At 69.2% G+C, this 24,495-nt stretch carries 22 protein-coding genes; 10 read left to right on the forward strand and 12 right to left on the reverse strand.

Annotated elements, in window-relative coordinates:
- Positions 1–206, reverse strand: a 206-nt coding sequence (locus HLH28_RS00005; protein ID WP_182953917.1) for a hypothetical protein, incomplete at its 3' end; no start/stop codon positions are given.
- A 397-nt stretch (positions 207–603) separates the two neighbouring features.
- Between HLH28_RS00005 and hpnH the strand changes: the two genes are divergently transcribed.
- Both hpnH and HLH28_RS00015 read left to right on the forward strand, forming a co-directional pair.
- Positions 604–1,791, forward strand: coding sequence for an adenosyl-hopene transferase HpnH (gene hpnH, locus HLH28_RS00010; RefSeq protein WP_182952930.1), 1,188 nt, complete (start codon positions 604–606; stop codon positions 1,789–1,791).
- A 156-nt stretch (positions 1,792–1,947) separates the two neighbouring features.
- On the forward strand, positions 1,948–3,237 hold the full coding sequence (locus HLH28_RS00015) for a hemolysin family protein (protein WP_182952932.1): 1,290 nt from the start codon (positions 1,948–1,950) through the stop codon (positions 3,235–3,237).
- A gap of 199 nt (positions 3,238–3,436) precedes the next feature.
- Here HLH28_RS00015 and HLH28_RS00020 read toward each other — a convergent pair whose 3' ends face one another.
- A complete protein-coding gene (locus HLH28_RS00020) occupies positions 3,437–5,407 on the reverse strand; it encodes a lytic transglycosylase domain-containing protein (RefSeq protein ID WP_182952934.1) in 1,971 nt (656 codons plus the stop codon).
- A 204-nt stretch (positions 5,408–5,611) separates the two neighbouring features.
- Positions 5,612–6,478 carry a uracil-DNA glycosylase gene (locus HLH28_RS00025; protein WP_246395558.1) on the reverse strand — a complete coding sequence of 289 codons (867 nt, stop codon included), beginning with the start codon at positions 6,476–6,478 and terminating at the stop codon, positions 5,612–5,614.
- Between the two features lie 102 nt (positions 6,479–6,580).
- Between HLH28_RS00025 and HLH28_RS00030 the strand changes: the two genes are divergently transcribed.
- The 4 genes from HLH28_RS00030 (at position 6,581) to bla (ending at position 10,755) form a co-directional block, all read left to right on the forward strand.
- Positions 6,581–8,380 carry a tetratricopeptide repeat protein gene (locus HLH28_RS00030; RefSeq protein WP_182952936.1) on the forward strand — a complete coding sequence of 600 codons (1,800 nt, stop codon included), beginning with the start codon at positions 6,581–6,583 and terminating at the stop codon, positions 8,378–8,380.
- Between the two features lie 2 nt (positions 8,381–8,382).
- A complete protein-coding gene (locus HLH28_RS00035; protein ID WP_408869805.1) occupies positions 8,383–9,324 on the forward strand; it encodes a 4-(cytidine 5'-diphospho)-2-C-methyl-D-erythritol kinase in 942 nt (313 codons plus the stop codon).
- A gap of 61 nt (positions 9,325–9,385) precedes the next feature.
- Positions 9,386–9,778, forward strand: a complete 393-nt coding sequence (locus tag HLH28_RS00040) for a hypothetical protein (protein ID WP_182952941.1) — start codon at positions 9,386–9,388, stop codon at positions 9,776–9,778.
- An 89-nt stretch (positions 9,779–9,867) separates the two neighbouring features.
- Positions 9,868–10,755 (forward strand): class A beta-lactamase, encoded by an 888-nt coding sequence (gene bla / locus HLH28_RS00045; RefSeq protein ID WP_182952943.1) that lies wholly within the window; start codon positions 9,868–9,870, stop codon positions 10,753–10,755.
- Between the two features lie 111 nt (positions 10,756–10,866).
- Here the strand turns inward: bla and HLH28_RS00050 are convergent, their stop codons facing one another.
- From HLH28_RS00050 to HLH28_RS00065, 4 genes are all read right to left on the reverse strand, one after another.
- On the reverse strand, positions 10,867–11,865 hold the full coding sequence (locus HLH28_RS00050; RefSeq protein ID WP_182952945.1) for an SDR family oxidoreductase: 999 nt from the start codon (positions 11,863–11,865) through the stop codon (positions 10,867–10,869).
- Between the two features lie 129 nt (positions 11,866–11,994).
- Positions 11,995–12,573: a YqaA family protein gene (locus tag HLH28_RS00055; RefSeq protein ID WP_182952947.1), complete on the reverse strand. Its 579-nt coding sequence runs from the start codon at positions 12,571–12,573 to the stop codon at positions 11,995–11,997.
- Positions 12,574–12,668: 95 nt separating this feature from the next.
- Positions 12,669–14,099, reverse strand: a complete 1,431-nt coding sequence (locus HLH28_RS00060; RefSeq protein WP_182953769.1) for an ATP-binding protein — start codon at positions 14,097–14,099, stop codon at positions 12,669–12,671.
- 73 nt (positions 14,100–14,172) lie between these two features.
- On the reverse strand, positions 14,173–14,889 hold the full coding sequence (locus HLH28_RS00065) for a response regulator (protein WP_182952949.1): 717 nt from the start codon (positions 14,887–14,889) through the stop codon (positions 14,173–14,175).
- A 183-nt stretch (positions 14,890–15,072) separates the two neighbouring features.
- On the opposite strand from HLH28_RS00065, the gene HLH28_RS00070 reads away from it, so the two are divergent.
- Positions 15,073–15,858 carry a PRC-barrel domain-containing protein gene (locus HLH28_RS00070; RefSeq protein WP_182952951.1) on the forward strand — a complete coding sequence of 262 codons (786 nt, stop codon included), beginning with the start codon at positions 15,073–15,075 and terminating at the stop codon, positions 15,856–15,858.
- An 82-nt stretch (positions 15,859–15,940) separates the two neighbouring features.
- The gene (locus HLH28_RS00075) at positions 15,941–17,278 is read left to right on the forward strand and encodes an MFS transporter (RefSeq protein ID WP_182952953.1); all 1,338 of its coding nucleotides are present in this window, start codon (positions 15,941–15,943) and stop codon (positions 17,276–17,278) included.
- Here the strand turns inward: HLH28_RS00075 and HLH28_RS00080 are convergent.
- Entirely contained in the window at positions 17,220–18,257 is a 1,038-nt protein-coding gene (locus HLH28_RS00080; protein WP_182952955.1) for a cysteine synthase A, read from the reverse strand. The two genes, HLH28_RS00075 and HLH28_RS00080, sit on opposite strands and share 59 nt — an antisense overlap.
- Positions 18,258–18,369: 112 nt before the next feature.
- Between HLH28_RS00080 and HLH28_RS00085 the strand changes: the two genes are divergently transcribed.
- Positions 18,370–18,777 (forward strand): rhodanese-like domain-containing protein, encoded by a 408-nt coding sequence (locus HLH28_RS00085; protein ID WP_182952957.1) that lies wholly within the window; start codon positions 18,370–18,372, stop codon positions 18,775–18,777.
- 202 nt (positions 18,778–18,979) lie between these two features.
- On the opposite strand, the gene HLH28_RS00090 is transcribed toward HLH28_RS00085, so the two are convergent.
- Complete coding sequence (locus HLH28_RS00090; protein WP_182952959.1) at positions 18,980–19,876, reverse strand: DUF2272 domain-containing protein; 897 nt, start codon at positions 19,874–19,876, stop codon at positions 18,980–18,982.
- 390 nt (positions 19,877–20,266) lie between these two features.
- Between HLH28_RS00090 and HLH28_RS00095 the strand changes: the two genes are divergently transcribed.
- Complete coding sequence (locus HLH28_RS00095; protein ID WP_182952961.1) at positions 20,267–21,247, forward strand: aldo/keto reductase; 981 nt, start codon at positions 20,267–20,269, stop codon at positions 21,245–21,247.
- Between the two features lie 448 nt (positions 21,248–21,695).
- Here HLH28_RS00095 and HLH28_RS00100 read toward each other — a convergent pair whose 3' ends face one another.
- Genes HLH28_RS00100 through HLH28_RS00110 form a run of 3 tightly spaced genes read right to left on the reverse strand, consistent with a single transcriptional unit; the run spans position 21,696 to position 24,471 of the window.
- Positions 21,696–22,283, reverse strand: coding sequence for a LutC/YkgG family protein (locus tag HLH28_RS00100; protein ID WP_182952963.1), 588 nt, complete (start codon positions 22,281–22,283; stop codon positions 21,696–21,698).
- Positions 22,280–23,731 (reverse strand): lactate utilization protein B, encoded by a 1,452-nt coding sequence (locus tag HLH28_RS00105; RefSeq protein ID WP_182952965.1) that lies wholly within the window; start codon positions 23,729–23,731, stop codon positions 22,280–22,282. The genes HLH28_RS00100 and HLH28_RS00105 overlap by 4 nt, the downstream gene beginning before the upstream one ends.
- Entirely contained in the window at positions 23,728–24,471 is a 744-nt protein-coding gene (locus HLH28_RS00110) for a (Fe-S)-binding protein (RefSeq protein WP_182952967.1), read from the reverse strand. Before HLH28_RS00110 ends, HLH28_RS00105 begins: the two co-directional genes overlap by 4 nt.
- Between the last annotated feature and the right edge of the window lie 24 nt (positions 24,472–24,495).

Genomic DNA, 24,495 nt, shown 5'->3' on the forward strand with positions numbered 1-24,495 from the left:
TCGGCCAACTGCTTCAGCTGCTCCACCGACAGGTTCCGCAGGTCCGCCGGGCAGGACACCCGGTCCAGAAGCGGAAAGCGACCCCGCGTCGGCACCGATCCCGCCTGCTGCTCGTCCGCCGGGTGCGCCGACGGATCCCGCTGTCCGGCTCGGCCTGCCACGACGCCGGTGGGGCCGGCGGGCTGGGTGGGGTTCGGTTGATCCATGACGACGGCGTCCATTATGTTTTGCCGGGATATCACCCGGGGGCGGGTGGATCCTGGTCCGGTTTGTATGCGACGTTTCCCGAGCCGGACACTCGTAACGCCCCTGGGTCTTTTACAGTTCGGGTTTTACTCCCGCGATGGAAGCAAAGACGGACTCTGTCCGACAGGTGTGTTGATTAGGGCACAGTGCATGCGATGGGAATTGAGTATAAGACCCGACATGTCCTATACCCCCGTGAACGGGATCGCGTGGCGTAACATGTCCGCAACCTCGATATGTCTTTCGCGCACGGCTTGGACAGGCTGGGGTTGTTATCTTTCGTACGGACGTGTCCATAATAAGGCCACTTGATTTGAAGAAGGCCGGCGATCATGCCGGTGCAGGAGCAGAGGTTTCATGGCCGTTCCTATTATGCAGGCTGTCAGGGTTGGTGCTTACGTCGTTAAGCAGCATATCACCGGCCGGAAGCGTTATCCGCTTGTCCTGATGCTCGAACCGTTGTTCAGGTGTAACCTGGCCTGCGCGGGGTGCGGCAAGATCGATTATCCGGCGCAGATCCTGAACCAGCGCATGAGCGTGCAGGAATGCCTCGACGCGGATACCGAGGCCAATGCCCCCGTCATCGCGATCGCGGGTGGCGAACCCCTGCTGCACAAGGAAATGCCGGAAATCGTCCGGGGCCTGATCGCGCGCAAGAAGTACGTCTATCTCTGCACCAACGCCCTTCTTCTGGAAAAGAAGATGGACGATTACGAGCCCTCGCCCTTCTTCTCGTGGGATGTGCATCTGGACGGCGACCAGGACATGCACGATGCCTCGGTCTGCCAGGAAGGCGTTTACGAACGCGCCGTCGCGGCCATCAAGAAGGCCAAGGCCCGCGGATTCCGCCTGTCGATCAACTGCACGCTGTTCGACGGGGCCGACCCGAAGCGCATCGCCGCCTTCTTCGACGAGGTGATGGCCATGGGCGTGGACGGCATCATGACCGCCCCGGGCTATGCCTACGAGCGCGCGCCCGATCAGGCGCACTTCCTGAATCGCCAGAAGACGAAGCAGCTGTTCCGCGACGTCTTCCGCCTGGGCAAGGGCAAGAAGTGGCGCTTCACGCAATCGCCGCTGTTTCTGAACTTCCTTGCGGGGAATGAGGAATATCATTGCACGCCGTGGGGCAAGCCCCTGCGCAACGTCTTCGGATGGCAGCGTCCGTGCTATCTGCTCGGCGAAGGGTACGCCAAGACCTTCAACGAGCTGATGGAAGACACGAAGTGGGATGATTACGGCACCGGCAACTATGAAAAATGTGCCGACTGCATGGTCCATTCCGGCTATGAATCGACTGCGGTGATGGATGCGGTGCGCCGTCCGTGGCACATCGCCAAGGTCGCCCTGTTCGGGCCGGAGACCGAGAAGCCGATGGCGCCCGAGATCTCGCTGGCCAACCAGCGTCCGGCCGAATACGTCTTCACCCAGCATGTCGACGCGCGCATGGCCGAACTCGCGGCCGCGAAGAAGCCGGCCAAGCCGCCGCGCGTCACGGTCGTCGACGCCGCCCCGGCGGTCGAGGCCGCCGACGCCGCGGACTGAGGCCGGCTGCCGGCCGCAGGGACGGATGAATGACGGACCAATGATGGAATGGCGGGGCCCGGTCCCGCCATTTTTCATGTCCGCCCCTCTCCTGGACCGCATTCATCCCGGGCCGCATTTGCGCCGGGGGCGCGTTGATCTAGGATCGCGGCCATCATGATCGTGCCGTTTCTCGTCATTCTCTTTCTCGTCGTCCTCAATGGCGTGTTCGCCATGGGGGAACTGGCGCTGATTTCGGCGCGCCCCGCGCGCCTGGCCGTCCTGCAGCGCAAGGGAGTCAAGGGCGCCGAGCGGGCCCTGCGCCTGGCCGAGGATCCGCAGAGCTTCCTGCCCACGGTGCAGGTCGGCATCACCCTGGTTTCGATCCTGGAAGGAACCTTCGGCGGCACGCGGATCGAGGCGTACCTGACGCCCTGGCTTGCCCGCTTCGCCCTGCTGCGCCCGTTCGCCGCCGAATTGTCGATGGCGGTGGTGGTCGTGGCGATCACCTCGCTGATGCTGGTGCTGGGCGAACTGGTGCCCAAGCAGCTTGCGCTGCGCCATCCCGAAACCATCGCGGCGCGCCTGTCCCTGCCGCTGGAAGGGCTGGCCCTGCTGACCCGTCCGGTGGTGTGGCTGCTGGGCCATTCCTCGGGGCTGGTGCTGCGCCTGATGGGCGTGGGCGCGACGACGCGCGAAGCCCTGACCGAAGAGGAACTGAAGGCCTATATCGCCGAGGGCGCGCAGTCCGGCGTGCTGGAGCAGGAGGAGCGCAACATGATCGAGCGCCTGCTGCGCCTGGCCGACCGGCCGGTCCGCGCCATCATGACCCCGCGTAACGAACTGTTCTGGATCGAGCGGCGGGCCAGCCGCGAGGAACTGCGCCGCATGCTGCGCACCACGGTCCATACCCGCATCGTGGTGTGCGACGGCGGCGTCGACAACCCGGTCGGCGTCATCCTGGCCAAGGACATGCTGGACCGCATGCTGGATGGCAGGCCGGTGTCGATCGAATCGGGCCTGCGCAAGCCGGTGGTGGTGCCGGATACGATTTCCGCCTTCGACATGGTCGAGCGGATGCGGTCGGTTCCGCTGGGCATCGCGCTGGTGCTGGACGAGTACGGGTCGTTCGAGGGAATCGTCACCGCATCGGACCTGTTCGCCGCCATCGTCGGCGAGCATCACGAGCCCGGCAGCACGCCCAAGCGGCTGCTGGCGCAGGAAGACGTGCTGATCCTGGACGGGTTCATGCCCGCCGACGAGGTCAAGGACCGGCTGGGTCTGGCGGACCTGCCGCAGGAAGGCAGCTACCACACGCTGGGCGGCCTGATCCTGGCGCTGCTGCGCCGGGTGCCCGCGGCCGGCGACAAGGTCGTGTTCTCGGGCTGGCTGTTCGAGGTGATGGAAACCGACCAGCGCCGCGTGGTGAAGGTGCGGGCCAGTCGCCAGATCCTGGCCGAAAATTGAAAATCCGGCTGGAGACGCGGTTTGCCGGCGATCCGACGCGCTTTTCCTGTGCTTCGATGCTCACGGCCATCAAGGCCGCTCCGCTTCGATGCTCGGAAAAACACGCCGGGCGCGCCGCGTTGTGGCGCTCTCGCTCGGCAAACCGCGTCTTCAGCCGGATTTTAGGTGGCCGCAGTGGCCCCGGCCGTCGACCAGAGGATCAGTGCAGGGTCTGGAAATGATGTCCGGCCAGGTCGCGTTCGGCGGCGAAGGCGGGCCATTCCCCGCGGGCCAGGGTGTCCAGAGATGGGGTGGGCATGTCCAGCCGGTCGGCGTAGATCCACAGGTAGGTGAAGGCGCGGTGGACATAGTCCCGCGTTTCCCGGTTGGGCAGGCTCTCGATGAACAGCAGCGGGTCGTCGCCGCAATCGTTCAGGGCGTCCTGGCGCGAGATGGCGGTGGGGCCGGCATTGTAGCTGGCCAGCATGCGGACCATGTCGCCGCCCGGCGTCCGCCGGCCGGCGTCGTGCTGTTCGCTGAGATGCGCCAGGTAGAGGACGTAAAGCTGGCCGATTTCCAGGTTCAACGCCGGGTCGTGCAGCAGGGACGGGGCGGCGGCGTATTGCCGTGCGTTGCCGGTCACGAAGCCGGCGGTCACCGGCATGATCTGCATCAGCCCGTGCGCGCCGGATCCCGAGACCGCGCCGCTGTCGAAATTCGATTCCAGCCGCGTCAGCGCATAGACCAGCGCCGGATCGACCCGGAAGCCGTGGCTGGGCGTCAGGCGTGGCGTGGGGAAGCGGGCCTGCGTGGTCGGCGGGGTCGCGCCCCGCGCCAGCAGCAGGGCCGACAATTGGTCCGACAGGCCCTTCAGCCCGGCGGCATCGGCCACCAGCTGGATCGAACGGCACAGCGCCGCGTCCCCCTGCACGTCGGGCCAGAGGCGGCGCAGGGCAGCCTCCGCCCGGCCGGTTTCGCCGACCTGCAGCAGGGCGAAGGCCCGGCGGCCCGCCGGGGTGGCCGCGACGGCCTCCACGTCGATTTCGCCCAGGACCGGCGTGCCGGCCACCAGCAGCGTCCGGTCGGCGGCCAGCGTCGGCCTGTCGGACAGGCGGGACTCCGTGGCAGGCCGGGCCGGACGCTGGCCCAGCATCTGGGCCGCCAGCAGGCCGTAGAAGGTGTGCGGGGCGGCGGCGGCGCGGTGGAGCCATGGGCGGAAGGCCGCGATGTCGCCGGTATTGCGGTGCGCCCGCGCGGCCCAGAAGGCGGCGCCGGCCCGGATGCTGGCCGGGGTCAGTTCGGCCCGCGACGCGGCCTCGAACAGGGATTCGGCGATATCGGGCCGCCCCCGCCGCCAGGCCGCGAGGCCGGCGACATAGCCAGCCAGGCCGATCCGGCCGCCGGACTGGGTGAAGGCATCCTGCCCGGTGCGCAGGGCGAAGGCGGTTTCCCCTGCGCTGAACATCGCCATCGCGACCTCGGCGCGCAACTGGGCCGCGTACAGGTCGTTCATGCCCGGGGTGATCTTGATCAGGTGCAGGGCGCTGCGCGCGCCCTTCAGACCTTGCTCGGCACGGTCGTGGACCGTCCGGTCCAGCAGGGCGTTGCGGGTGAAGGCGCGGCTGGCCGGGTCGTCTTCCTCCGGCGCGCGACTGGGCGCCGCCTCGGCGCCGGCGGCCAGGGCCGCGGGGGCCGCCACGAGTGGCGGAACGCTGCCGCGGGGCGACAGGCTGACCAGCAGCGCATGGATCGCCGGGGCATCCGCCAGGGTGGAAAATGTCCGCAGCCACAGGCGCAGCTGGCTCGGCGTGGGATGATAGGCGGGGTTCAGGTATCGATCGGCCAGGATGTCGGCCAGCAGGGTATCGTCCGGCAGGGACGCGGTCTCGCGGATCGCGGCATCGAACGCCCCGGCGCGCTGCAGGCCGAAGATCCGGCGGACATGCAGGGCGACATCGGGGGGCAGCGGCTGGGCCAGCCCGACCGCCCCGCCGCCCGGGGGGGCGATCCGTGGCATGGCCAGGGCCGTTTCCTCGTTTCGCTCGCCCGGGCCGGACGACCTTCCGTCCGGAGTCTGGGCGTTCGCGCTCTGGCCACGCAGCGGAACCATCGCTGCGCCTGCCAGAAAGGCGGCACCGGCCAGAAAGGCCCGAACCGCAAGCTGGGGGGGTATATGTGTTGTCCCTCGCATGGCCGAGGGGCGTCTAAGGGGTTATCGGGGGAAACGCAACCCTTATGATGGTGCGGGCGGAAATATGCATGCAGAACAGTTGGGCAAACGGCAATAAAAACGGCTGGTTAGCGTCGCGTTTCGGTGGTGAATAAATCGTGTGTTGCGGTGCAGTAGCCATAGTTTGAACACAGTTCGCATCGTGTTCGCTTCTTACTGTTTCCTTTACGTATCCTTGTCCGCATCCAGTGTTGCGCGCAGTAACAAAAGGTCCTTCCATGCGTCGCGCCGGGCGGTGGGGCTGGCCCCCAATTGGGACGGATGGCGCATCGGCAGGGCCGGCAGGGGTCGGGACAGACCGGGGATCGCGATGTCGCGCCAGCGCCCGCGCAACCGGGCGATTCCCCCCTGTTCACCGGTCAGCAGCCTGGCCGGCATGTTGCCCATCAGGATCACCCGCCGGGGAGCGGCCAGCACGATCAGGCGATGCAGGAACGGTTCGCAGATCCGCAGTTCGGCGGCCGAGGGCGGACGCGCGCCCGGGGGACGCCATGGAATGACCGGGGCCAGCAGCAGATCCTCCCGCCGCAGGCCGATGCTGGCCAGCATGCGGTCCAGCATCTGTCCCGTCGGCCCGGCGAAGGGCGTGCCGCCCCGGTCCTCGGCCGCGTCGGGTGGCTCGCCGATCAGCATCAGGCCGGCATCGGCCCGGCCCGCAGGGGCAATGGTATGGGTGGCGGTCTCGCGCAGGGCGCAGCCGTCGAAGGCGGCCAGGGCGGTCTGCAGGTCGGCGATCGACGATGCAGCCTCTGCCACCTGCCGGGCCCGCAGGACCGCGCGGTCGATCAGCGTCAGGCCGTCCTCCGGCCCGGACGGCCGGCGGGCTGGTGGGGACGGGGAGGGCGAATCCTGGCGCACGGGGGGACGGAGCGCCGGATCATGGGGGGCAGAAGCAAGGGGCGAGGGGGCCGTCGGAGGGACCGCGCGCGCGGACGGCGGCGGGGCGGCCAGGCGGTCGGTCGGATCGTCGTCCAGCGCGGCGTCCGCCCCCCAATCCACATAAAGGCGCAGCAGGGCGAGGGCATCCATCATCCGGTCGGCGCGGCCTTGTCCATTAACGGGGTGTGTCCGGTAGGCGGGGCGCCTGCCGGCAGGGTTTGGCAGTTTACCCGACGCGAGGTAGGGTCCGCCATCATGCAGTGTTTCCGCGCCATGTGCACGTCCGTGCTTGTCGTCGCCGTTTCAATGGCCGCCTGCCTGCCGGGTCATGGAGCCGGCGCGGCGCCGGTCGCGACGACCGGCGCCGCGGGTGCGGCAGGCGCCGAAGCGCCCGGTCTGGCGGGGGCGGTGCTGGTCGCGACCGTCGCGGCCCTGGAGGGCGACGACCGCACCGCCGGGCAGGCCTTTCGCGAGGCCTTCCGGCTGGATCCGACGCGGACGAGCCTGCTGCGCCAGGCGTTCCTGTACAGCGCCCTGGCTGGCGACGGCGCGGCCAGCCAACTCGCCCCGCGGCTGCCGGGGCAGCTCATGGCCGAGCTGGTGATGGGTGATGACGCGGCCCTGGCCGGCCGATGGAGCGACGCCCGGACCCATTACGGACGCGCGCCGCAGGATGCGATGCTGGCCATGCTGAGGCCGTTGCTGGAGGCCTGGAGCCTGGCGGGCGAGGGGCAGGTCGACGGGGCGCTCTCCGTCCTGGCCCCCTGGACCGATACCCGTGCGGCAGGGGAAGGTGGCCTGGGCGGCTATTACGCGATTCACGCCGCCCTGATCGCGGAGGCGGCGGGGCAGCGGCAGCGTGCCGACGGGCTTTATCGCATCGCCCTGGCCCTGTCGTCGGGGCATGATGTCTTCACGACCTGGGCCCTGGGCCACTGGCTGGTCGGGCAGGGACGCCGGGACGAGGCCGTACGGATGGCCGACAGCCTGGTGATCGCCGTGCCGGGCCTGGCCCTGGCGCGCGACGGTATCGTGGCGTCGTTCGCGCGCCCGCCGGTGACGACACCGCGGCAGGGGCTGGCGCAGGCTTATGTCTTCCTGTCCGCGCTGATCGGCCAGCAGGCCGCGCGCCTGGCCGATCCCGGGGGACGACCGTCCCATGACGAGGGGCTTCGCGATATCCAGATGCTGCTGCTGCGGTTCGCGCTGGCGCTGGATCCCGGCTTCGGACAGGGACGCCTGATGTTGTCGTCGCTGCAGTTCGATGCCGGGCAGGCGGCCCTGGCCCGCGACACGATCGGCCAGGCGGCCGCCGGCGATCCGCTTTCGACCGTCATCCGGCTGCAGCAGGCGCGGCTGGACGTTGCGACCGGCCAGTGGGCCGATGCGCGGCAGATCCTGACCGGCCTGGCGCGCGAACATCCCGACCAGCCGCTGATCTGGCAGATGCTGGGCAATCTGTATTCCGGCCGGCAGGACTGGGATGCCGCGATTGCGGCGTTCGACCGGGCGGTCGCCGTTTCGGGCCATCTGGCCGGTGAGGGCTGGTCGCTGCTGTTCGACCGGGCCGTCGCCTATGACCGGTCGGGCCGCTGGCCGCAGGCCCAGGCTGACCTTCAGCATGCGCTGGATCTGGCGCCCGACGAGGCGATGTTGCTGAATTATCTTGGTTATTCATGGGTCGAACGGGACCAGGACCTGCCGAAGGCCGAGGCGCTGCTGCGTCGGGCGGTGGCGATCGCGCCCGACGACGCCGCGATTCGCGACAGCCTGGGCTGGGCGCTGGTGCGGCAGGGGCGCGTCGCCGACGGGCTGCGGCTGCTGGAACGCGCCGCCGAGCAGACGCCCGAGGATCCGGCGGTGAATTATCATCTGGGGGTCGCGTACTGGCGGTCCGGCCGCCCGCGCGAGGCGGTCAACCAGTGGCACATGGCGGAATTGCTGCCCGCCGAGGCATCTGATGCGCAAAAGATCCGTGCCGCCCTTGCCGATGCCGCCCGATCCGGCCACGAAGACGCGCCGCCCGGCCCGCAGAGCGGCCAGAAGAAGGACTGACCATCGTCGTGACCGCGATCCTGCATGACTCCGCCCATGCGAAAATCAACCTGTATCTGCATGTGACGGGGCGGCGTCCGGATGGCTACCATCTGCTGGACAGCCTGGCGGTCTTCGCAGGGGCGGCGGACCGGCTGGCCGTGCATCCCGCCGAGGGCGCCCCGGGGGCGGTGACGCTGGAGATCACGGGGCCGTTCGGCGCCGGGCTGGTGGCCGAATCGGACAGCAACCTGATCCTGCGGGCCGCCCGCCTGCTGCGCGCAGCCGCCACTGCGGATGTGCCTGACCGTCTGCCACCGCTGCGGATCGTGCTGGACAAGCGGCTTCCGGTCGCCTCGGGGATCGGCGGCGGGTCGGCGGACGCGGCGGCGGCATTGCGCCTGCTGTTGCGCGCATGGCCCGACCTGCGGGTGCCGCGCGACCGGTTGATGGTCCTGGCGGCGGAACTGGGCGCGGACGTGCCGGTCTGCGTCGAGCAGGCTGCCGCCCGGATGGGTGGCGTCGGCGATGTGCTGGACCCCGCGCCGGAGCTGCCCGCCTGCGGCATGATGCTGGTCAATTGCGGCGAGGCGGTTCCGACCCCGTCGGTCTTCCGGTCGCGCGCGGCGGTCTTCCACCCGCCTGCCGCCCTGTCGGCCGGATGGGCGGACGTGGGCGCGATGGTGCGGGACCTGTCGGCCCTGACGAACGACCTGGAGGACGCGGCCTGCGCCATCTGTCCCGCGATTCGCACGGTGTTGCAGGTCCTGGCGGCCGCGCCGGGCTGCCGGCTGGCGCGGATGAGCGGGTCCGGCGCGACCTGCTTCGCCCTGTTCGACAGCGCGCAGGCGGCACGCGACGCGTGCGTCGCGGTCGAGCGACCCGGCTGGTGGGTCTGGGCCGGGGGCCTGCACGGCGAGGAACGTAGCGCGCAGACAGGTGGTACGGTCGGCCGGGCGGTATGATAAGTTCGTCCTGACGTCGCGCGCCGACGTCCGCAGTACGAGGACGGAAAGGCCCAATCGCATGAGCGCCCGAATGCAGGTCGGCTTGTCCGACGATCGCCGCACCGCGACCCTGACCTTCCTTGAGGGAAGCGGGCTGGAGGGGTCGATCCCGCTCTCGCTGGACCAGATGACGCAGCTGATCAGCAGCCTGGGGGCGGTGCGCGCCGCGATGGTGGATCACATCCCCCCGCCGCCGATCGAAGGCGTGCCGGTGGTGCCGGTATTCCGGACCAACTGGGCGGTGCAGCCCGAGGCGTTGACCGAGGGCTCGCTGATCGCTTTCCAGCACCCGGCCTACGGTCCGGTGGGCCTGGCGCTGGTCCCCGCCGATGCGCGCAGGGTGGTCCAGGCGCTGACCCGCCATCAGGGCATGGTGCATTCCAGCCGCGATGCGGCCAGCAAGCCGAGCTGACCGTCCCATCTTCCGGCGGCCCGGGAACGAGGACCGTCGATATCCTTTTTCACGGTCCGGGCAGGGAACGACGCGGGGAACGACATGGCATGAGAACACCGCCCGACCGGCGCGGGGTACTGCGCGCGGCCCTTGCAATCCCGTTCGTCGGCGGCGGGGTATCCTGGCCGGGCCGATCCCGCGCCGCGGCATCGGCCGGGGATCGCCTGGCCGCCCTGGAGCGCGAGGCGGGCGGGCGGCTTGGCGTGGCCGCGCTGAATACTGCCGATGGCAAGGAGGTGGCCTATCGCGCGGACGCGCGTTTCGCCTTCTGCAGCACGTTCAAACTGCTGGCCGTTTCCGCCGTGCTGAAGCGCAGCGCGACCGACGGCGGCCTGCTGGGCCGGCGCATCGCCTATGCGCGCGACGAGGTGGCGGCGTATTCGCCGGTCACGGCAGCGCATGTCGGTACCGGCCTGACGGTGTCCGACCTTTGCGCCGCCGCCCTGCGACACAGCGACAACACGGCGGCCAACCTGATCGTCCGGCTGCTGGGCGGCCCCGCCGCCGTGACCGCGTTCGCGCGTGCGATCGGCGACGACCGGTTTCGCCTCGACCGGTGGGAGACGGCACTCAACACCGCCGTGCCGGGCGAGCCGCGCGATACGACGACGCCGGCCGCGATGATGCGGGATATGCGCCGCCTTGCGCTGGGCGATGGGCTCGATGCCTCCGCGCGGGCGACGCTTGTAGGCTGGATGCGGGGCAATACCACCGGCGACCGGCGAATACGCGCCGGTGTGCCGGCGGGATGGTCGGTCGCGGACAAGACCGGGTCGGGCGATTACGGCACGACGAACGATATCGGCGTGGCCTGGCCGCCCGGGCGGCCGCCCGTCGTGATGGTCATCTATTTCACGCAGGCCCGGAAGGCGGCGCCGTGGCGCGACGATGTGGTGGCATCGGCCGCGCGCATCGTGGCCGGGACGTTCGGCTGATATCGATCGTCATGGCGGCGCGCTGCCCCGCAGGGGCAGTCGCAAAAAACCGGGGTCAAGGACGCCGGGCGCCCTTGTGGGTTCTGGCAAAGCCCGAAAACAGGCGGCCCGTCAGGCGGGCGTATGCGCCCGGCGGCGCAGCGCGGCCAGGATCGCGCCCCCGCCGGCCAGCAGGACGGCCGCCCCGATCGCGGTGCGGATCGTGGTCGTCACCAGCGGCGGCATCGCCTTGCGGCTGATGGCATCGAATCGGCCATGGGCGGCGTAGGCACCGGGGACGGGTTCGAACAGGCTGTCGGGCGCGTCGGACTCGGCCGCGTTCTTTTCCAGTTGCCCGCTATAGGCATGGGTCGACAGCCGCCGGTCCCGCAGCGACGGGGCGAATTGCCCGGCCAGCCAGCCCGCGACGCCCGACAGGCCGACCCATACGTCGCGATGCCGCCCGAAGGCGGCGCGGCTGATCGCCTCGGCCGCGATTTCGGGTTCGTAGACCGGGCCGGACGGGCGCAGCCGTTTGCCGGTATGGTTGCGCGTCCAGGAAAAGCGCGGCGTGTTGATGGCCGGCAGGTGTACCAGCGCGACATGGATCCGGTCGCCGTCATGCAGGATTTCGGGCCGCAGACTTTCGGTGAAGGCGCGGATCGCCGCCCGGGCGCCGCTTTCGATCGAACGCAGGGGACGGGGGAGCGCCAGCGCGTCGAGATTGACCACCGTGCCGTAGCCCCGGCGCCGCATGCGGGTCAGCGCCGCCTGGGTGCCGTAGACGGTTCCCAGATAGGTGACCTCGGTCGCGCGGCGGATCTCGTCGGCGGGCAGGGTGACCAGTTGCCCGGTCACGCTGGCGCCCGCGCAGTTCACCCACAGGGTTATGGGACCCAGCGCCGACTCGATATCGTCCGCCGCGCGTTCGATCGCGTCAGGGTCGGCGACGTCGGCACAGATGACGACCGTACGGATATGCAGGCCCGCAAGTTCGGCCGCGGCATCGTCCAGCCGCGCGCGGTCACGGCCGATCAGGGCGACGTCGCATCCGGCCCGGGCGAGTGTCCGGGCGGTGGCCCGGCCGATGCCGGCCCCGGCTCCGGTAACGACGGCAACCTGTTGTGGCATGGCGAAGGCTCCGCGATAAGTCGGGCGGCGGCCGCCCGGAATGCTCTGTGACCCGACCGTGTTTGCGCCGGAAGCGGCCGCTTCGCAAGGTGCGGCGGAACGTTTGGCGCGCCGGAGCCTTTCGGGCCGTCAGAGGTATTTGAGAGCCAGGACGCCCCCGACCAGCGTCACGCCGAAGACGGAGGCGACCAGCGTCAGGCGTCGTTCGATGAAGGTCTGTATCGGCGCGCCATAAAGCCGCAGCAGGCCGGCGATCAGGAAGAAGCGCGCACCCCGCGTGATCAGGCAGGCCACGACGAAGGGCAGGATCGGGAAATGGGCGGCGCCACTGGCGATGGTGACGATCTTGAAGGGAATCGGCGTCAGGCCCTTGATCAGGATGATCCATACGCCCCATTCGCGAAACCGGTCCTGCATCGCGGCAAGGCTGGCCTCGGCATGGTAGAAATGCACGATCGGCATCGCGGCGTACTGCAGCAGGAACGCCCCGATATACCAGCCCAGCAGTCCGCCGCAGACGCTGGCCAGGGTGCAGGTCGCCGCCAGCCGCCAGGCCTGGTCCCGGCGCGACAGCACCATGGGGACGAGCAGGACGTCGGGCGGCAGGGGAAAGACGCTGGCCTCGGCGAACGCGATGATGGCCAGCCACAGCCCCGCCCGGGGGCTGGCCGCCAGATTGAGGACACGGGTATAGAGACGGTCGAGCATGGGCGGGCTACCGGATCAGGGGCAGGGGAGCAGAGGCTGCGGGAAAGCGGCCTCGCAGGCAACGTCCTTCACCATCCGGATCCGCAACTATCCGGTCAACACACCAGCGTGATCGTCGCGCGCAGCCCGTGTGGCGTGCGGTTGCCCAGGCGGATGTCCCCGCCCAGTCCCCAGATGATGTTGCGCGTGATGGCCAGTCCCAGCCCGGTTCCCCCGGTTTCGCGGTTGCGGCTGCTCTCGGCGCGGACGAAGGGTTCGAACATCCGTTCCAGGTCCTCGGGCGGCAGGCCGGGGCCGTCGTCCTCGATCAGGATGGTCACGATTTCCTCGTCCGTCGCCGCCCCCGTGCCGCTCGTGCCCCCGGGACGGGGCGGTTGCAGGGTGATCCGCACCCCGCCGCCATAGTTGATGGCGTTCTGAACCAGGTTGTTCAGCGCGCGCTTCAACGCGACGGGCCGTGCATGGATCGTCACGGTGGGGGGATCCTCGGCGAAGCCGATGGCGTCGGCGATGTCGGGATGGGTTTCCGCCGCCTCGTCCAGGATGGTCTGCAGCAGCGCCGTCAGGTCCAGCCGCCCCATCGGTTCGCGTCGCGACGTGTCGCGGCCGAAGGACAGGGTCGCCGCGACCATGGATTCCAGCTCGTCCAGGTCGGCCAGGAACTTGCCCCGCAATTCGTCGTCGTCGATGAATTCGGACCGCAGCTTCAGCCGCGTGATCGGGGTGCGCAGATCGTGCCCGATCGCCGTCAGCAGCAGAGTGCGGTCGGTCAGGAAGCGCCGGATCCGGCTGGCCATGGTGTTGAAGGCCCGGCCGGCCCGCGCGATTTCCAGCGGCCCGTCCTCGGGCATCGGCGGGGCGTTGACGTCGCGGCCCAGGGCCTCGGCCGCGGCGGCCAGGGTGCCGACAGGCGCGATCAGGCGCCGCACGCCCCAGACGATCAGGATGCTGCCGGCGACGGTCATCAGGAGGAAGGCCGTGGGAAAGGTCGGCGAACGGAACAGGTTGGGCGGCGGCGGCACGAAATGGATCGTCAGCCAGCGCGTCTCGTCAGGCAGCAGGAAGGCCACCGCGCGGCGGGGCGAATGGTGGTCCGGCTGGAACATGATGTGGCGCGGGCGCAGATGCGGCGGCAACGGCGGCAGATTGTCCGCCGGGTGCATCAGCACCATCCGCGTCATCCGGTCCATGCGTTCCATCCGGTCCATGCCCGGCGGGCCGGAGGGGGCGTCCACCGCATGGTCGACCATGTCCGGGTCCGGTCCCGGGGTCAGGGTGGCATGGAAGCTGGGCGGCAGGTGCAGCGCCTCCAGCTCCTTCTCGCGATCGGCGGGGGGGGTCTCGACGATCGAGCGGTAGATCATGCCGACCCGGTTCTGGGCCTCCTGCTCGACCATGCGGCGGTCGAAATCGATCCTGTCCAGCGCATGGATGGTCAGGCCGATGGCCTCGATGATGCCCAGGCCGACGATCAGCAGCAGGCTGGTCCGCGCCGCCAGCGAGCGGGGACGCAGCCAGTCGGCGATCCGCCGCGCCGCGCCGCGCCCGGGCCCCGCGGCGGCATCCGCGCGGTCGTCGACCGGGGGAGCCTGCACGGCGTCAGCTCCGTTCGACTTCGCAGGCCAGGACGTATCCGCCGCCGCGCACCGTCTTGATCAGCTGGGCCTGGCGGCCGTTATCCTCCAGCTTGCGGCGCAGCCGGCTGATCGCGACGTCGATCGCGCGATCGAACGGTCCGGCCTGCCGCCCCCGCAGCAGGTCGAACAGCATGTCGCGCGTCAGCACCCGGTTCGCCCGGTCCAGCAGCGCCATCAGCAGGTCGTATTCCCCGCCGGTCAGCGGGACCTCGGTGCCCTCGGGGTTCAGCAGCCGCCGGCGCGCGGGTTCCAGCGTCCAGCCGGAAAAATGCAGGTTGCGCTGCTCGCCGGCGCGGGTATCCACCCCGTCCCCGCTGCGGCGCATCACGGCGCGGATGCGGGCCAGCAGTTCGCGCGGGTTGAACGGCTTGGGCACGTAGTCGTCGGCCCCCAGTTCCAGGCCGATGATCCGGTCCGTTTCCTCGCCCATCGCGGTCAGCATGATGATCGGCACGTTGGCCTGGGTCCGCAGCCAGCGCGCCAGTTCCAGGCCGCTTTCCCCCGGCAGCATCAGGTCCAGCACCACGATCTGGTAGTGCCCGGCCAGCCATGTCTTGCGTGTCTCGCGTCCGTCGCGGGCGGTGGTCACGCGGAACTGGTTGCGCTCCAGAAAACGGGCCAGGAGGTCACGGATTTCACGGTCGTCGTCGACGACAAGAATATGCGGCAAGGGGTCCATGCCTTCCATCCTACCGTCAAAGCGCGCGGGCGACATCAGGTGTTTCATTCGGTTGCAATCGCCCGTCCAGCCGCCCTTTTGGACGCCCCGGGGGCGTCCACACGTCGGCACGGGATGGAAAAAACACGAATCGGTGCGTCGAAGCCTGTGACAGGACGATCCGGTTCGTGCACAGGATGGGGCATGGAACATCCTCCCCTGTCCCCGGCCGGGTCCCAGTCCGGCCGTTCCGTACGCATGGCGGCCGCATGGCGCGGCGTGATGCCCGTCCTGTTGCTGCCGTTCCTGATGCTGCCCGGAACCGGCCGCGCGGCGGAGCCGGCCGGCCCGGCGGTCCTGCCCGGAGTCGCGGGCGCGATCCCGGGCAATCCGGCGGTCGACATGCCGACGGGTGACGAGCCGGAACTGGCCGGGCCGACGCTGCCCGCGGCGTCCCCCGCACCGGAGGCGGCGGGCCATCAGACCGCGACGACGGTGTCCAACCGCCATCTGGGCAGCCTGATCGACCGCGACGTCGTGGCCCCGGACGGCAGCCATGTCGGGCAGGCCATCGACGTGCTGGTGGACCAGGATGGCCATCCCGCCGCCGTGGTCGTGGATGTCGGCGGCTTCCTGGGCGTGGGCAACCGCCGCATCGCCATCGCGTGGGACCAGTTCAACCTGGCCGGCATGACCGAAAAAAGCCCCGTGACCCTGCGGATCGGCGCGGCCGAGGTCCGGTCTGCGCCGGCCTATGACGCCTCGTCGATGGACGTGACGGTGGTGCATGGCGCGCCCGTGCCCCCGCCTGCGCCCGCGCCGCCGCCTCCGGAAGCCGATGCCCCCCCCGTCCCGGTGGAGATGCCGCCGCCCCCGCCGCCCGCGGTGGTGCCCCAGCCCGCGCCGGCGCTGCCCGATTCGTCCAGCCGCGGCGGCGCATCGCCCGACACGCGGCCGCCCGCCCCCCGTTCGGGGCAGATGGTGCGATGATGCCGCCCCGCCTGCCCCCGCCTTCGTCGAAACGGCCTTCCGGACCGGGTTTCCCAAGCTGGGAATCCGGGGGCGGTCCTGCGTGAAGCGTCCGCCGCAGAACAGTCAGCGCGGACTGGATTGGCTGAACTTCTTTGTCGCGAACCTTCAGGCCGCCTTCGGTTCGTTCATCGCGGTGTATCTGACCGGGGCCCACTGGACCCAGGGCCAGATCGGCCTTGCGCTCAGTATCGGTTCGATCACCGCCATGGTCAGCCAGGTGCCCGCCGGCATCATGGTCGATCGCCTGCGCGACAAGCATCGGGTGGCGTTCCTGTCGATCCTGGCGGTGATCTTTTCCTGCCTGCTGCTGGCGGTGTTTCCCCAGCAGCTGCCGGTGGCGGTGGCCGAGGTCCTGCACGGGCTGGCCAGTTGCACGCTCAATCCGGCGATCAGCGCCATCACGCTGTCGGTCGTGGCAACGCAGGTCATGCGCTCCAGCGGGACGGGGGCGGGCCTGCTGGGCGAGCGATTCGGCCGCAATGCCAGCTTCGCCGCGGTGGGCAACGCCATCGCCGCCGGCCTGATGGGGGCGGTGGGCTACTGGGTGTCCGCCCAGGCGACGTTCTTCCTAGGGGCGGCGATGGCGGTCCCCGGCCTGCTGGCGCTGCTGATGATCGAGCGGTCGGAGCCCCCGGCGTCGGTGAACACCGCCGCCGTGGCCGAGGGCGACCGGGCGCTGCGCACCAAGGGACGGATGTGGGACCTGCTGCGGGACCGGCGCCTGTTCGCCTTCGCGGTGTGCGTGGCGTTCTTCCACCTGTCCAACGCCGGCATGCTGCCGCTGGCGGCCGGACAGGTGACCCGGCAGGCCGGCAACGTGGCCGAGATCGTGATCGCCGCCTGCATCCTGCTGCCGCAACTGGTCGGCGCGGCCCTGTCGCCGCATATCGGGCGGCTGGCGGAAACGGTGGGCCGGCGGCCGGTCATGCTGGTGACGTTCGCCGCCCTGCCGCTGCGCGGGGCGCTGCTGGCGACGACCAGCAATCCCTACCTGATCGTGGCGATCCAGATGCTGGACGGGCTCAGTTCGGCATCGTTCGGCGTGATGATGCCGCTGGTGGCCGCCGACCTGACCCGGGCCAGCGGGCGGTTCAACCTGTGCATGGGCATCCTGGGCCTGGCCATGGGGGCGGGGGCCAGCTTTTCCACCACCCTGGCCGGGACGGTGGCCGACCGGTCGATGACGCTGGCCTTCCTGATCCTGGCCGGGGCGGGGCTGGTCTGCGTGATCCTGGTGTGGCTGCTGATGGGCGATACGTCGCGGCCGGACGGGGCGTGGCGGACGCTGTTCCGGCGTGCCGCCCGGCCCCGCCGGTCGTTCAACGATCCAGCCAGGCGGGAACCGGCAGGTTCCGTTCCCGCAGGAACGTCGGATTGAACAGCTTGGACTGATACCGGCTGCCGCCGTCCGACAGGATGGTCACGATCCGGTGTCCTGGACCCATCCGCCGGGCCACCCGGATCGCGGCGGCGACGTTGATGCCCGACGATCCGCCGATCGACAGCCCTTCATGGATCAGCAGGTCATAGATCAGGTCCAGGGCCTCGGGGTCGGGAATCCGCTCGGCGTCGTCGATGGCGATGCCGTCCAGGTTCCCCGGCACGCGCGACTGCCCGATCCCCTCGGTGATCGAGGAGCCCGTGATGCTCAGGTCGTCCGCCTTCACCCAGCCGTACAGGCCCGACCCCTCGGGGTCGGCCAGGACGATCTGGGGCCGGGCCTGGCCGGCGGCGCGGGCGCAATCCTCCAGCCCCAGCGCGACGCCGGCCAGGGTACCGCCCGTCCCGCACGCGCAGGTGAAGGCGTCGATCCGGCCGTCGGTCTGCGCCCAGATCTCGGGACCCGTGCCGGCCCGGTGTCCCTCGCGGTTCGCCAGGTTGTCGAACTGGTTCGCCCAGACGCCGCCGATCTCCTCGGCCAGCCGGCGCGAGACGTGGACGTAATTGCCGGGATCGCGAAAGGGCTTGGCCGGAACCAGCCGCAGGTCGGCGCCGATCATGCGCAGGAAATCGATCTTCTCCTGGCTCTGCGTCTCGGGCATCACGATGACCGAGCGATAGCCCCGCGCATTGGCCACCAGCGTCAGGCCGATGCCGGTATTGCCGGCCGTGCCTTCCACCACCACGCCGCCGGGCGCCAGAACGCCGCGCCGTTCCGCGTCGTCGATGATCGCCAGCGCGGCGCGGTCCTTGACCGACCCGCCCGGATTCATGAATTCGGCCTTGGCCAGGATCTCGCACCCCGTCGCCTCCGACGCCCGACGCAGGCGGATCAGCGGCGTATGGCCGATCGCGGCGGTCATGTCGGGCGAGGACGTGGTCCATCCGACGGAGGACGGATTTGCACTTTCGGCCATAAGGCAGCACCTTCTCTGGATCGTGCGTGGCGGTCGGGCCGCCGGGTGCGCCCCGGTATGGGCGAGGGCGCGCGATTGGCGCACAATGTGCATTCTTGCGATGGGAAACAAGATGATCGAGGATGTAACGCCCACCACGGCCTGGGCGGCGCTGGACGCCCGGCCGCAGGCACAGCTGGTCGATGTCCGCACGGACGCCGAATGGATGTTCGTCGGGCTGCCGGACCTGTCGGCCACGGGCAAGCGGGTTCTGCCGATCTCGTGGCAGGGTCTGAACGGCCAGCCCAATCCCCGATTCGTGGAGCAACTCTCGGCTGCCGGCCTGACGCCGGAGAGCGAGATCTATTTCATCTGCCGGTCGGGCGCGCGCAGCCATTCCGCCGCCATCGCGGCACGGCAGGCGGGATTCGGGCATGTCTTCAACGTTGCCGGCGGGTTCGAGGGGCCGCCCGACGCACAGAGCCATCGCGGCGCGCTTGCCGGGTGGAAGGCCGAAGGCCTCCCCTGGCGCCAAGGCTGAGAGGCTGTTCGAAACGCAGTCGGCCGGCGATTCGCCGCGCGTTTCCTGTGCTTCGAGGCGGGGCGGCCATCAAGGCCGCCCCGCCTCGATGCCCGGAAAATCACACCAGCTGTGCTATGTAGTACGTAGTACGCATAGTACGCACTCTCGCCTGGCCGGCCGCGTTTCAGGCAACCTCTGACGGGCGCGACGCCTCGCCCCGTCAGTCGCGGCCGGGGGGCTCGGCGTCGGCGTCGTAGAGGATTTGCAGGACGGCGCACCAGGGATAGCGCGGGTCGTAGCTGTGGCCCGTCGCGTCGGCCAGGCGCCCGTCCGGGCCCACCGGGACATGGGTCAGCGTCACCGCGTCGTCGACATTGCCGCCGACGATGCTGATCTGGTGGCCGAAGGGCGGCCCGTTCTGGTCGGTCGCGACCACGATCCCGCAATGGGCGGGAAAGCCATAGGTGGTGGGCAGGTCGGCGAACTGGACCGCCTTGCTGGCGCCGCGTCCGACGCAGATCAGATCGCCCAGCAGGGGGGCATAGGTTGCGGGATCATGCGCGCGCACGCCGCTTTCGGTACCGGCGGCGGCGGCGTTGATATAGGTCGAATGGTTGGGGGAATAGGCGAACCGGTCGTTCGCCCCCGCCACCCGCATCACATAGGAAATGAACGCCGCCGACCAGGCATAGAACCCGTCATGCACGAAATCCGTCAGATGCCCGTCCGCGTCGTGCTTGCCGGTCCATCCGACCTCGGTCTCCGACGGGTCCTGGCCGATCCACCAATATTCGCCGATGCGCTGCCACAGGCCGGGCATGCGTTCCGGCTTGACGCTGGCGGACTGGGCTTCGGGGCGCTGCTCGGGATCGTCGTCGTCCACCGGCTGGCCGAACAGCCGCCATTCCCGCAGGGCGATGGCCGCCACGTCCTGCCGGGTGAAGGGTTCGAAATTCCGCGTGGCGAAATCAGGGACGTGATCGTCCACCGCCAGCGGCCCCTGTCCCGCGGCGTATTGCGCCACCGGCGTACGTGTCGGCTGGTGGGACGGAACGGGCTGGCCGGCGCAGGCAGCCAGCAACGCCAGAGGCGCCAACGATACGATCTTGCGCGGCATTGCATCTCCAGATTCGGCGCGGACCGGGTGGCCTGGTACCGACCGCTCCGACCTTCTACCCATAGGACGCGGCGTGGGCGTGGGGAAGAGGCGGCATCCATCGCGGACGGGCGCGCGCGTGACTGTAACAACGGGGTGTTCACAATATAGACAAGTTGATAAAACGATTTTTTATTGTGCATTTCTGCATTCGGAGGACGATAGGGGCGACGGGACATCCGTCACTTGCATACGAGGGAACACTTGGCCGGGGTGGCGACACCCCGGTCCTTTTTTCGCATGTTCCCGCCGGACCGCGCCCCGCGCGGCGGCCCGGCCCCTTGTCCGATGCCCCGTCCGACATGGGCATTGCGGGCCCGTCCGGGACGGACATCATAGAAAGGAAGAACGATGTCAGTGGAAACCCTTGCCATTGCCGGCATTCCCTCTCCCGTTTCGCGCATCGCGCTGGGAACCTGGGCGATCGGCGGCTGGATGTGGGGCGGTCCCGACGACCGCAACGCGATCGCCACGATCCACGAGGCCCTGGACATGGGCATTACCCTGATCGATACCGCCCCGGTCTATGGATTCGGCCATTCGGAGGAGGTGGTGGGCCAGGCCCTGGTCGGGCGTCGCGATGGCGTCGCCATCGCCACCAAGGTCGGGCTGGACTGGAAGGACGGCAAGCCGTTCCGCAATGCCTCGCCCGCGCGCATCCGCCAGGAGATCGAGGATTCGCTGCGTCGCCTGCGCACCGACCGCATCGACCTGTACCAGGTGCACTGGCCCGATCCCTCGGTTGCGATCGACGACACCGCCCGCGAACTGGAGCGCCTGCATCGCGAGGGCAAGGTGCTGGCGCTGGGGGTCAGCAATTTTTCCGTCGCGCAGATGGAGCTGTTCCGCTCGGTCGCCCCGCTGGCGGCAATCCAGCCCCCCTATAATCTGTTCGAGCGCGAGATCGAGAAGGACGTCCTGCCCTGGGCGGTCGCGCACGATCTGGCGGTGCTGGCCTATGGGCCGCTGTGCCGGGGATTGCTGTCGGGCCGGATGACCGCCGACACCGTATTCGGCGCCGACGACCTGCGCGCCTCCGACCCCAAATTCCAGGCGCCGCGCTTCGCACAGTACCTGGCCGCCGTGTCGGCGTTGCAGGATTTTGCCCGGCAGCGTGGCCGATCGGTGCTGGCGCTGGCCATTCGCTGGGTGCTGGACCAGGGGCCGACGATCGCCCTGTGGGGCGCCCGCAAGCCCGAACAGATCGCGGGAATCGACCAGGCTTTCGGCTGGACGCTGTCGGCGGAGGACAAGGCGGAGATCGACCGGATCCTGGGCACCTGCATCACCGACCCGGTCGGACCGGAATTCATGGCGCCGCCCGGTGGCTGATACGGCTCTCTCCCGGGACGCAGCGCGTCCCGGGAGACTGGTGTAAAAACTCTGTCGAGTGAGAGTGCCGCGTAGCGGCACGGCCTGGCGTGAGTCCGGCGTGATTTTTTGAGCATCGGAGCGGCCTTGATGGCCGTGGGTACTGACCCGCAGAAAAAGTGCGTCGGATTGCCGACAACAGGACGAATTTTATGCCAGGCTGTCAGTGCGGGCTGCCCAGGCCGGGGGGATTGGCGGTACGATCGCCGTAATCCTCGAAACCGTACGAATTATGATTGGCCATTGTCCGTTGGGCGGCCTTCTGGCTGACCGATTCTTTTTCTGCGCATCCGCCAAGGGCGAAAAGAAGGCCGATGGTCAGGATGATCGTTGTCGAGGCGCGCATGTGTCCCTCTGTTCAGACGCCATGATGACGCGCTGAACAGGACAGGGTTGCACACTGGTTATATCAGGAAGGATCGAAACAGACCGACAGGCTGCGCACGCCTTGCGCGCCCCGGATCAGGACGCCCTGGATGTCGGCGGTGGCGGACGGGCCGCTCATCAGAACGCCATAGCGGGCGGTGCGGAATTCCGGGCGCCGATAGGCCGTATGCAGGTTCGCCGTCAGTTGCGCCGGATCCAGCAGCACGACCAGATGCTGGGCCAGATGCGCCAGGGCGTTGAGGTGCAATTGCGCCTCGCTCAGGAAGATCGACCCGGTTTCGGCGATGCCGAAGGCGGCACGGACGACGGCGACGTCGACGGGATCGGCGGCCCGGGCGTCCGGCAGGTCCTGCACCGGTATCGCGCCGTCCACCCCGGGCACCGCCGCGCAGATCATGCGCGCAGCGGGGAAATGGCGGGCGATCGCGGCGGCGAGCGGCTCGCCGGCCGCGCGTTCCATCACGTCGCCGCCCAGCAGGCGCAGGCTGGCGACGAAACGTTCCCGCCCCGCATCGAGGTCGCCCAGCGTCGCAGGCGGCGGCAGCGGGTGCGACCCGGGATCGGGCCGATTGCGGCGCAGCGCGTCCAGGATCGTGTCGCGCGCGGTCATTGTCCGGTGTCCTTCGTCCGTCCGGTTTTTGTCGGGTCGGTTTTCGTCTTTTCGGTGTCCGCCGCGCCGGGGGCGGAGCGGTTGCGCCTGTACCAGGCGTGGAAGGTTTCCTTGACCGGGTGGGGCAGTTCCCGATGCCTGCCCCAAGGATTCAGCCAGTTATACAGCGCAAAGCGCGGCAGCGTGCCCAGCGCCGTTTCGGTGCCCGAAATCGCGGCCCGATACAGGCGGGGCTGGCCCATCAGCTTGCCGGCCATATGCATGATCTCGCGCTTCACGAAGGGCATCTGATGGTGGTCGACCAGCACCCGCCGCCATTTGTATAATTGGTCGTGGATATTGATCCGCACCGGGCAGACATTGGTGCAGCTGCCGTTCAGGGTCGAGGCGAACGGCAGGGTGCTGTATTTCCGTTCGTTGAAGGTCGGGTCGATGATCGCGCCGATCGGTCCGGAATAGACCGCGCCATAGGACAGGCCGCCGGACCGGCGATAGACCGGGCAGGTGTTCATGCACGCGCCGCAGCGGATGCATTTCAGCGACGTCCAGAAATCCGCCATGCCCAGGCGCGCCGACCGGCCGTTGTCCACCAGGATGACATGCATCTCTCCGCCATCCTGGGGGCCGCGGAAATGGGTGGTGTATTGCGTGATCGGCGACCCCAGGGCGCTGCGCGACAGCAGGCGGACGAACACGCCCAGGTCGGACAGGCGCGGCACCAGCCGTTCGATGCCCAGGGTGGCGATATGCACGCCCGGCACGGTGGCGCTGAGGTCGGCATTGCCCTCGTTGGTGCAGACGACGAAGGTCCCGGTTTCGGCCACCGCGAAATTGGCGCCGGTCATGCCCGCGTCGGCATGCAGGATGACCGGCCGCGCCGCCTGGCGCTGCGCCTCGGCCAGCTGGCGGGGGTCGTCGGCCTTGGGGTCGGTGCCGTAATGGGTCGCGAACACCCGCGCCACGTCGCCCGTCAGCTTGTGCACCGCCGGCACGACGATGTGGCTGGGCAACTGGTCATCCAGCTGCTGGATGCGTTCGCCCAGGTCGGTCTCGGTCACCGTGATGCCCCGCGCCGCCAGGTAGGGGCGCATGTCGCATTCCTCGGTCACCATCGACTTGCTCTTGATCAGCGTCGTCGCGCCGCGCGCCTGCAGGATTTCGGCGACGATGCGGTTATGTTCCGCCCCGTCGCGGGCCCAGTGGACGCGGATGCCGTTGCGGGTGGCGTTTTCCTCGAACTGCTCCAGATATTCGGGCAGGTTCGCCAGCGCGTGTTCCTTGATCTGCGACGCCAGGGTGCGCAATTCCTGCCATTCCGGCAGCAGGTGCATCTGGGCGTCGCGCTTCTGCCGCATGTCCCACAGGCGTTCGTCGTGGAACGCCAGGTGCGGCGCGTCGGCGATGAAGGCCGCCGCCGCGCCGGCATGATCGATGCGCTTGTCCTTCATTCCCGTGCCCCGTTCAGGATTTCGGCGATATGGATGAAGCGCAGCGGGATGCCGGCGCGTTCGGCGCAACCCTGCTGGTGCATGATGCACGACGAATCGGCCGATACGATATACTCGGCCCCCGCGTCGTGATGGTCGCGGACCTTGTCCAGGCCCATGCGGGCGGACACGGCTTCCTCGGCGACCGAGAAGGTTCCGCCGAAGCCGCAGCATTCGTCCGGCCGCGCCGGGGTGGCGAAGCGGATGCCCCGGACCTTGGACAGCAGGCCCATCGGCTTGGAAAACGGGGGTTCGCCCAGTTCCGACATGCTGGCGGTCCGCAGCGCGCGCAACGTGCCGCAGCTGTTGTGCAGGCCGACCGTGTGCGGGAATTCGGCCCAGGGAAAATCGCCGACCTGCAGCACGTCGTGCAGGAATTCCACCAGTTCGTAGGTATGCGTGCGCACATGGCGGACGGCATCGGTCTGCGGGATGGCGTCGAAATGGTCGCGCACGTGATGCGCGCAGCTGCCGGAGGGCATGACGATGGCGTCGAACCGTTCGAAATTGCGCACGAACAGGGCCTCGGCGGCGGCGGCGTCGGAATTGCAGCCCGAATTGGCCATCGGCTGCCCGCAGCAGGTCTGCCCCAGCGGATAATCGACCTGCTGACCCAGCCGTTCCAGCAACTCCAGGGTCGCGATGCCGACGCGGGGATAGAACGCGTCGATATAGCAGGGGACGAACAAGCCGACCTTCATCAGATACCATCCGTTCGGGACAGG

This window comes from Gluconacetobacter tumulisoli (genome assembly GCF_014174155.1).
Taxonomy (GTDB): Bacteria; Pseudomonadota; Alphaproteobacteria; order Acetobacterales; family Acetobacteraceae; genus Gluconacetobacter; species Gluconacetobacter tumulisoli.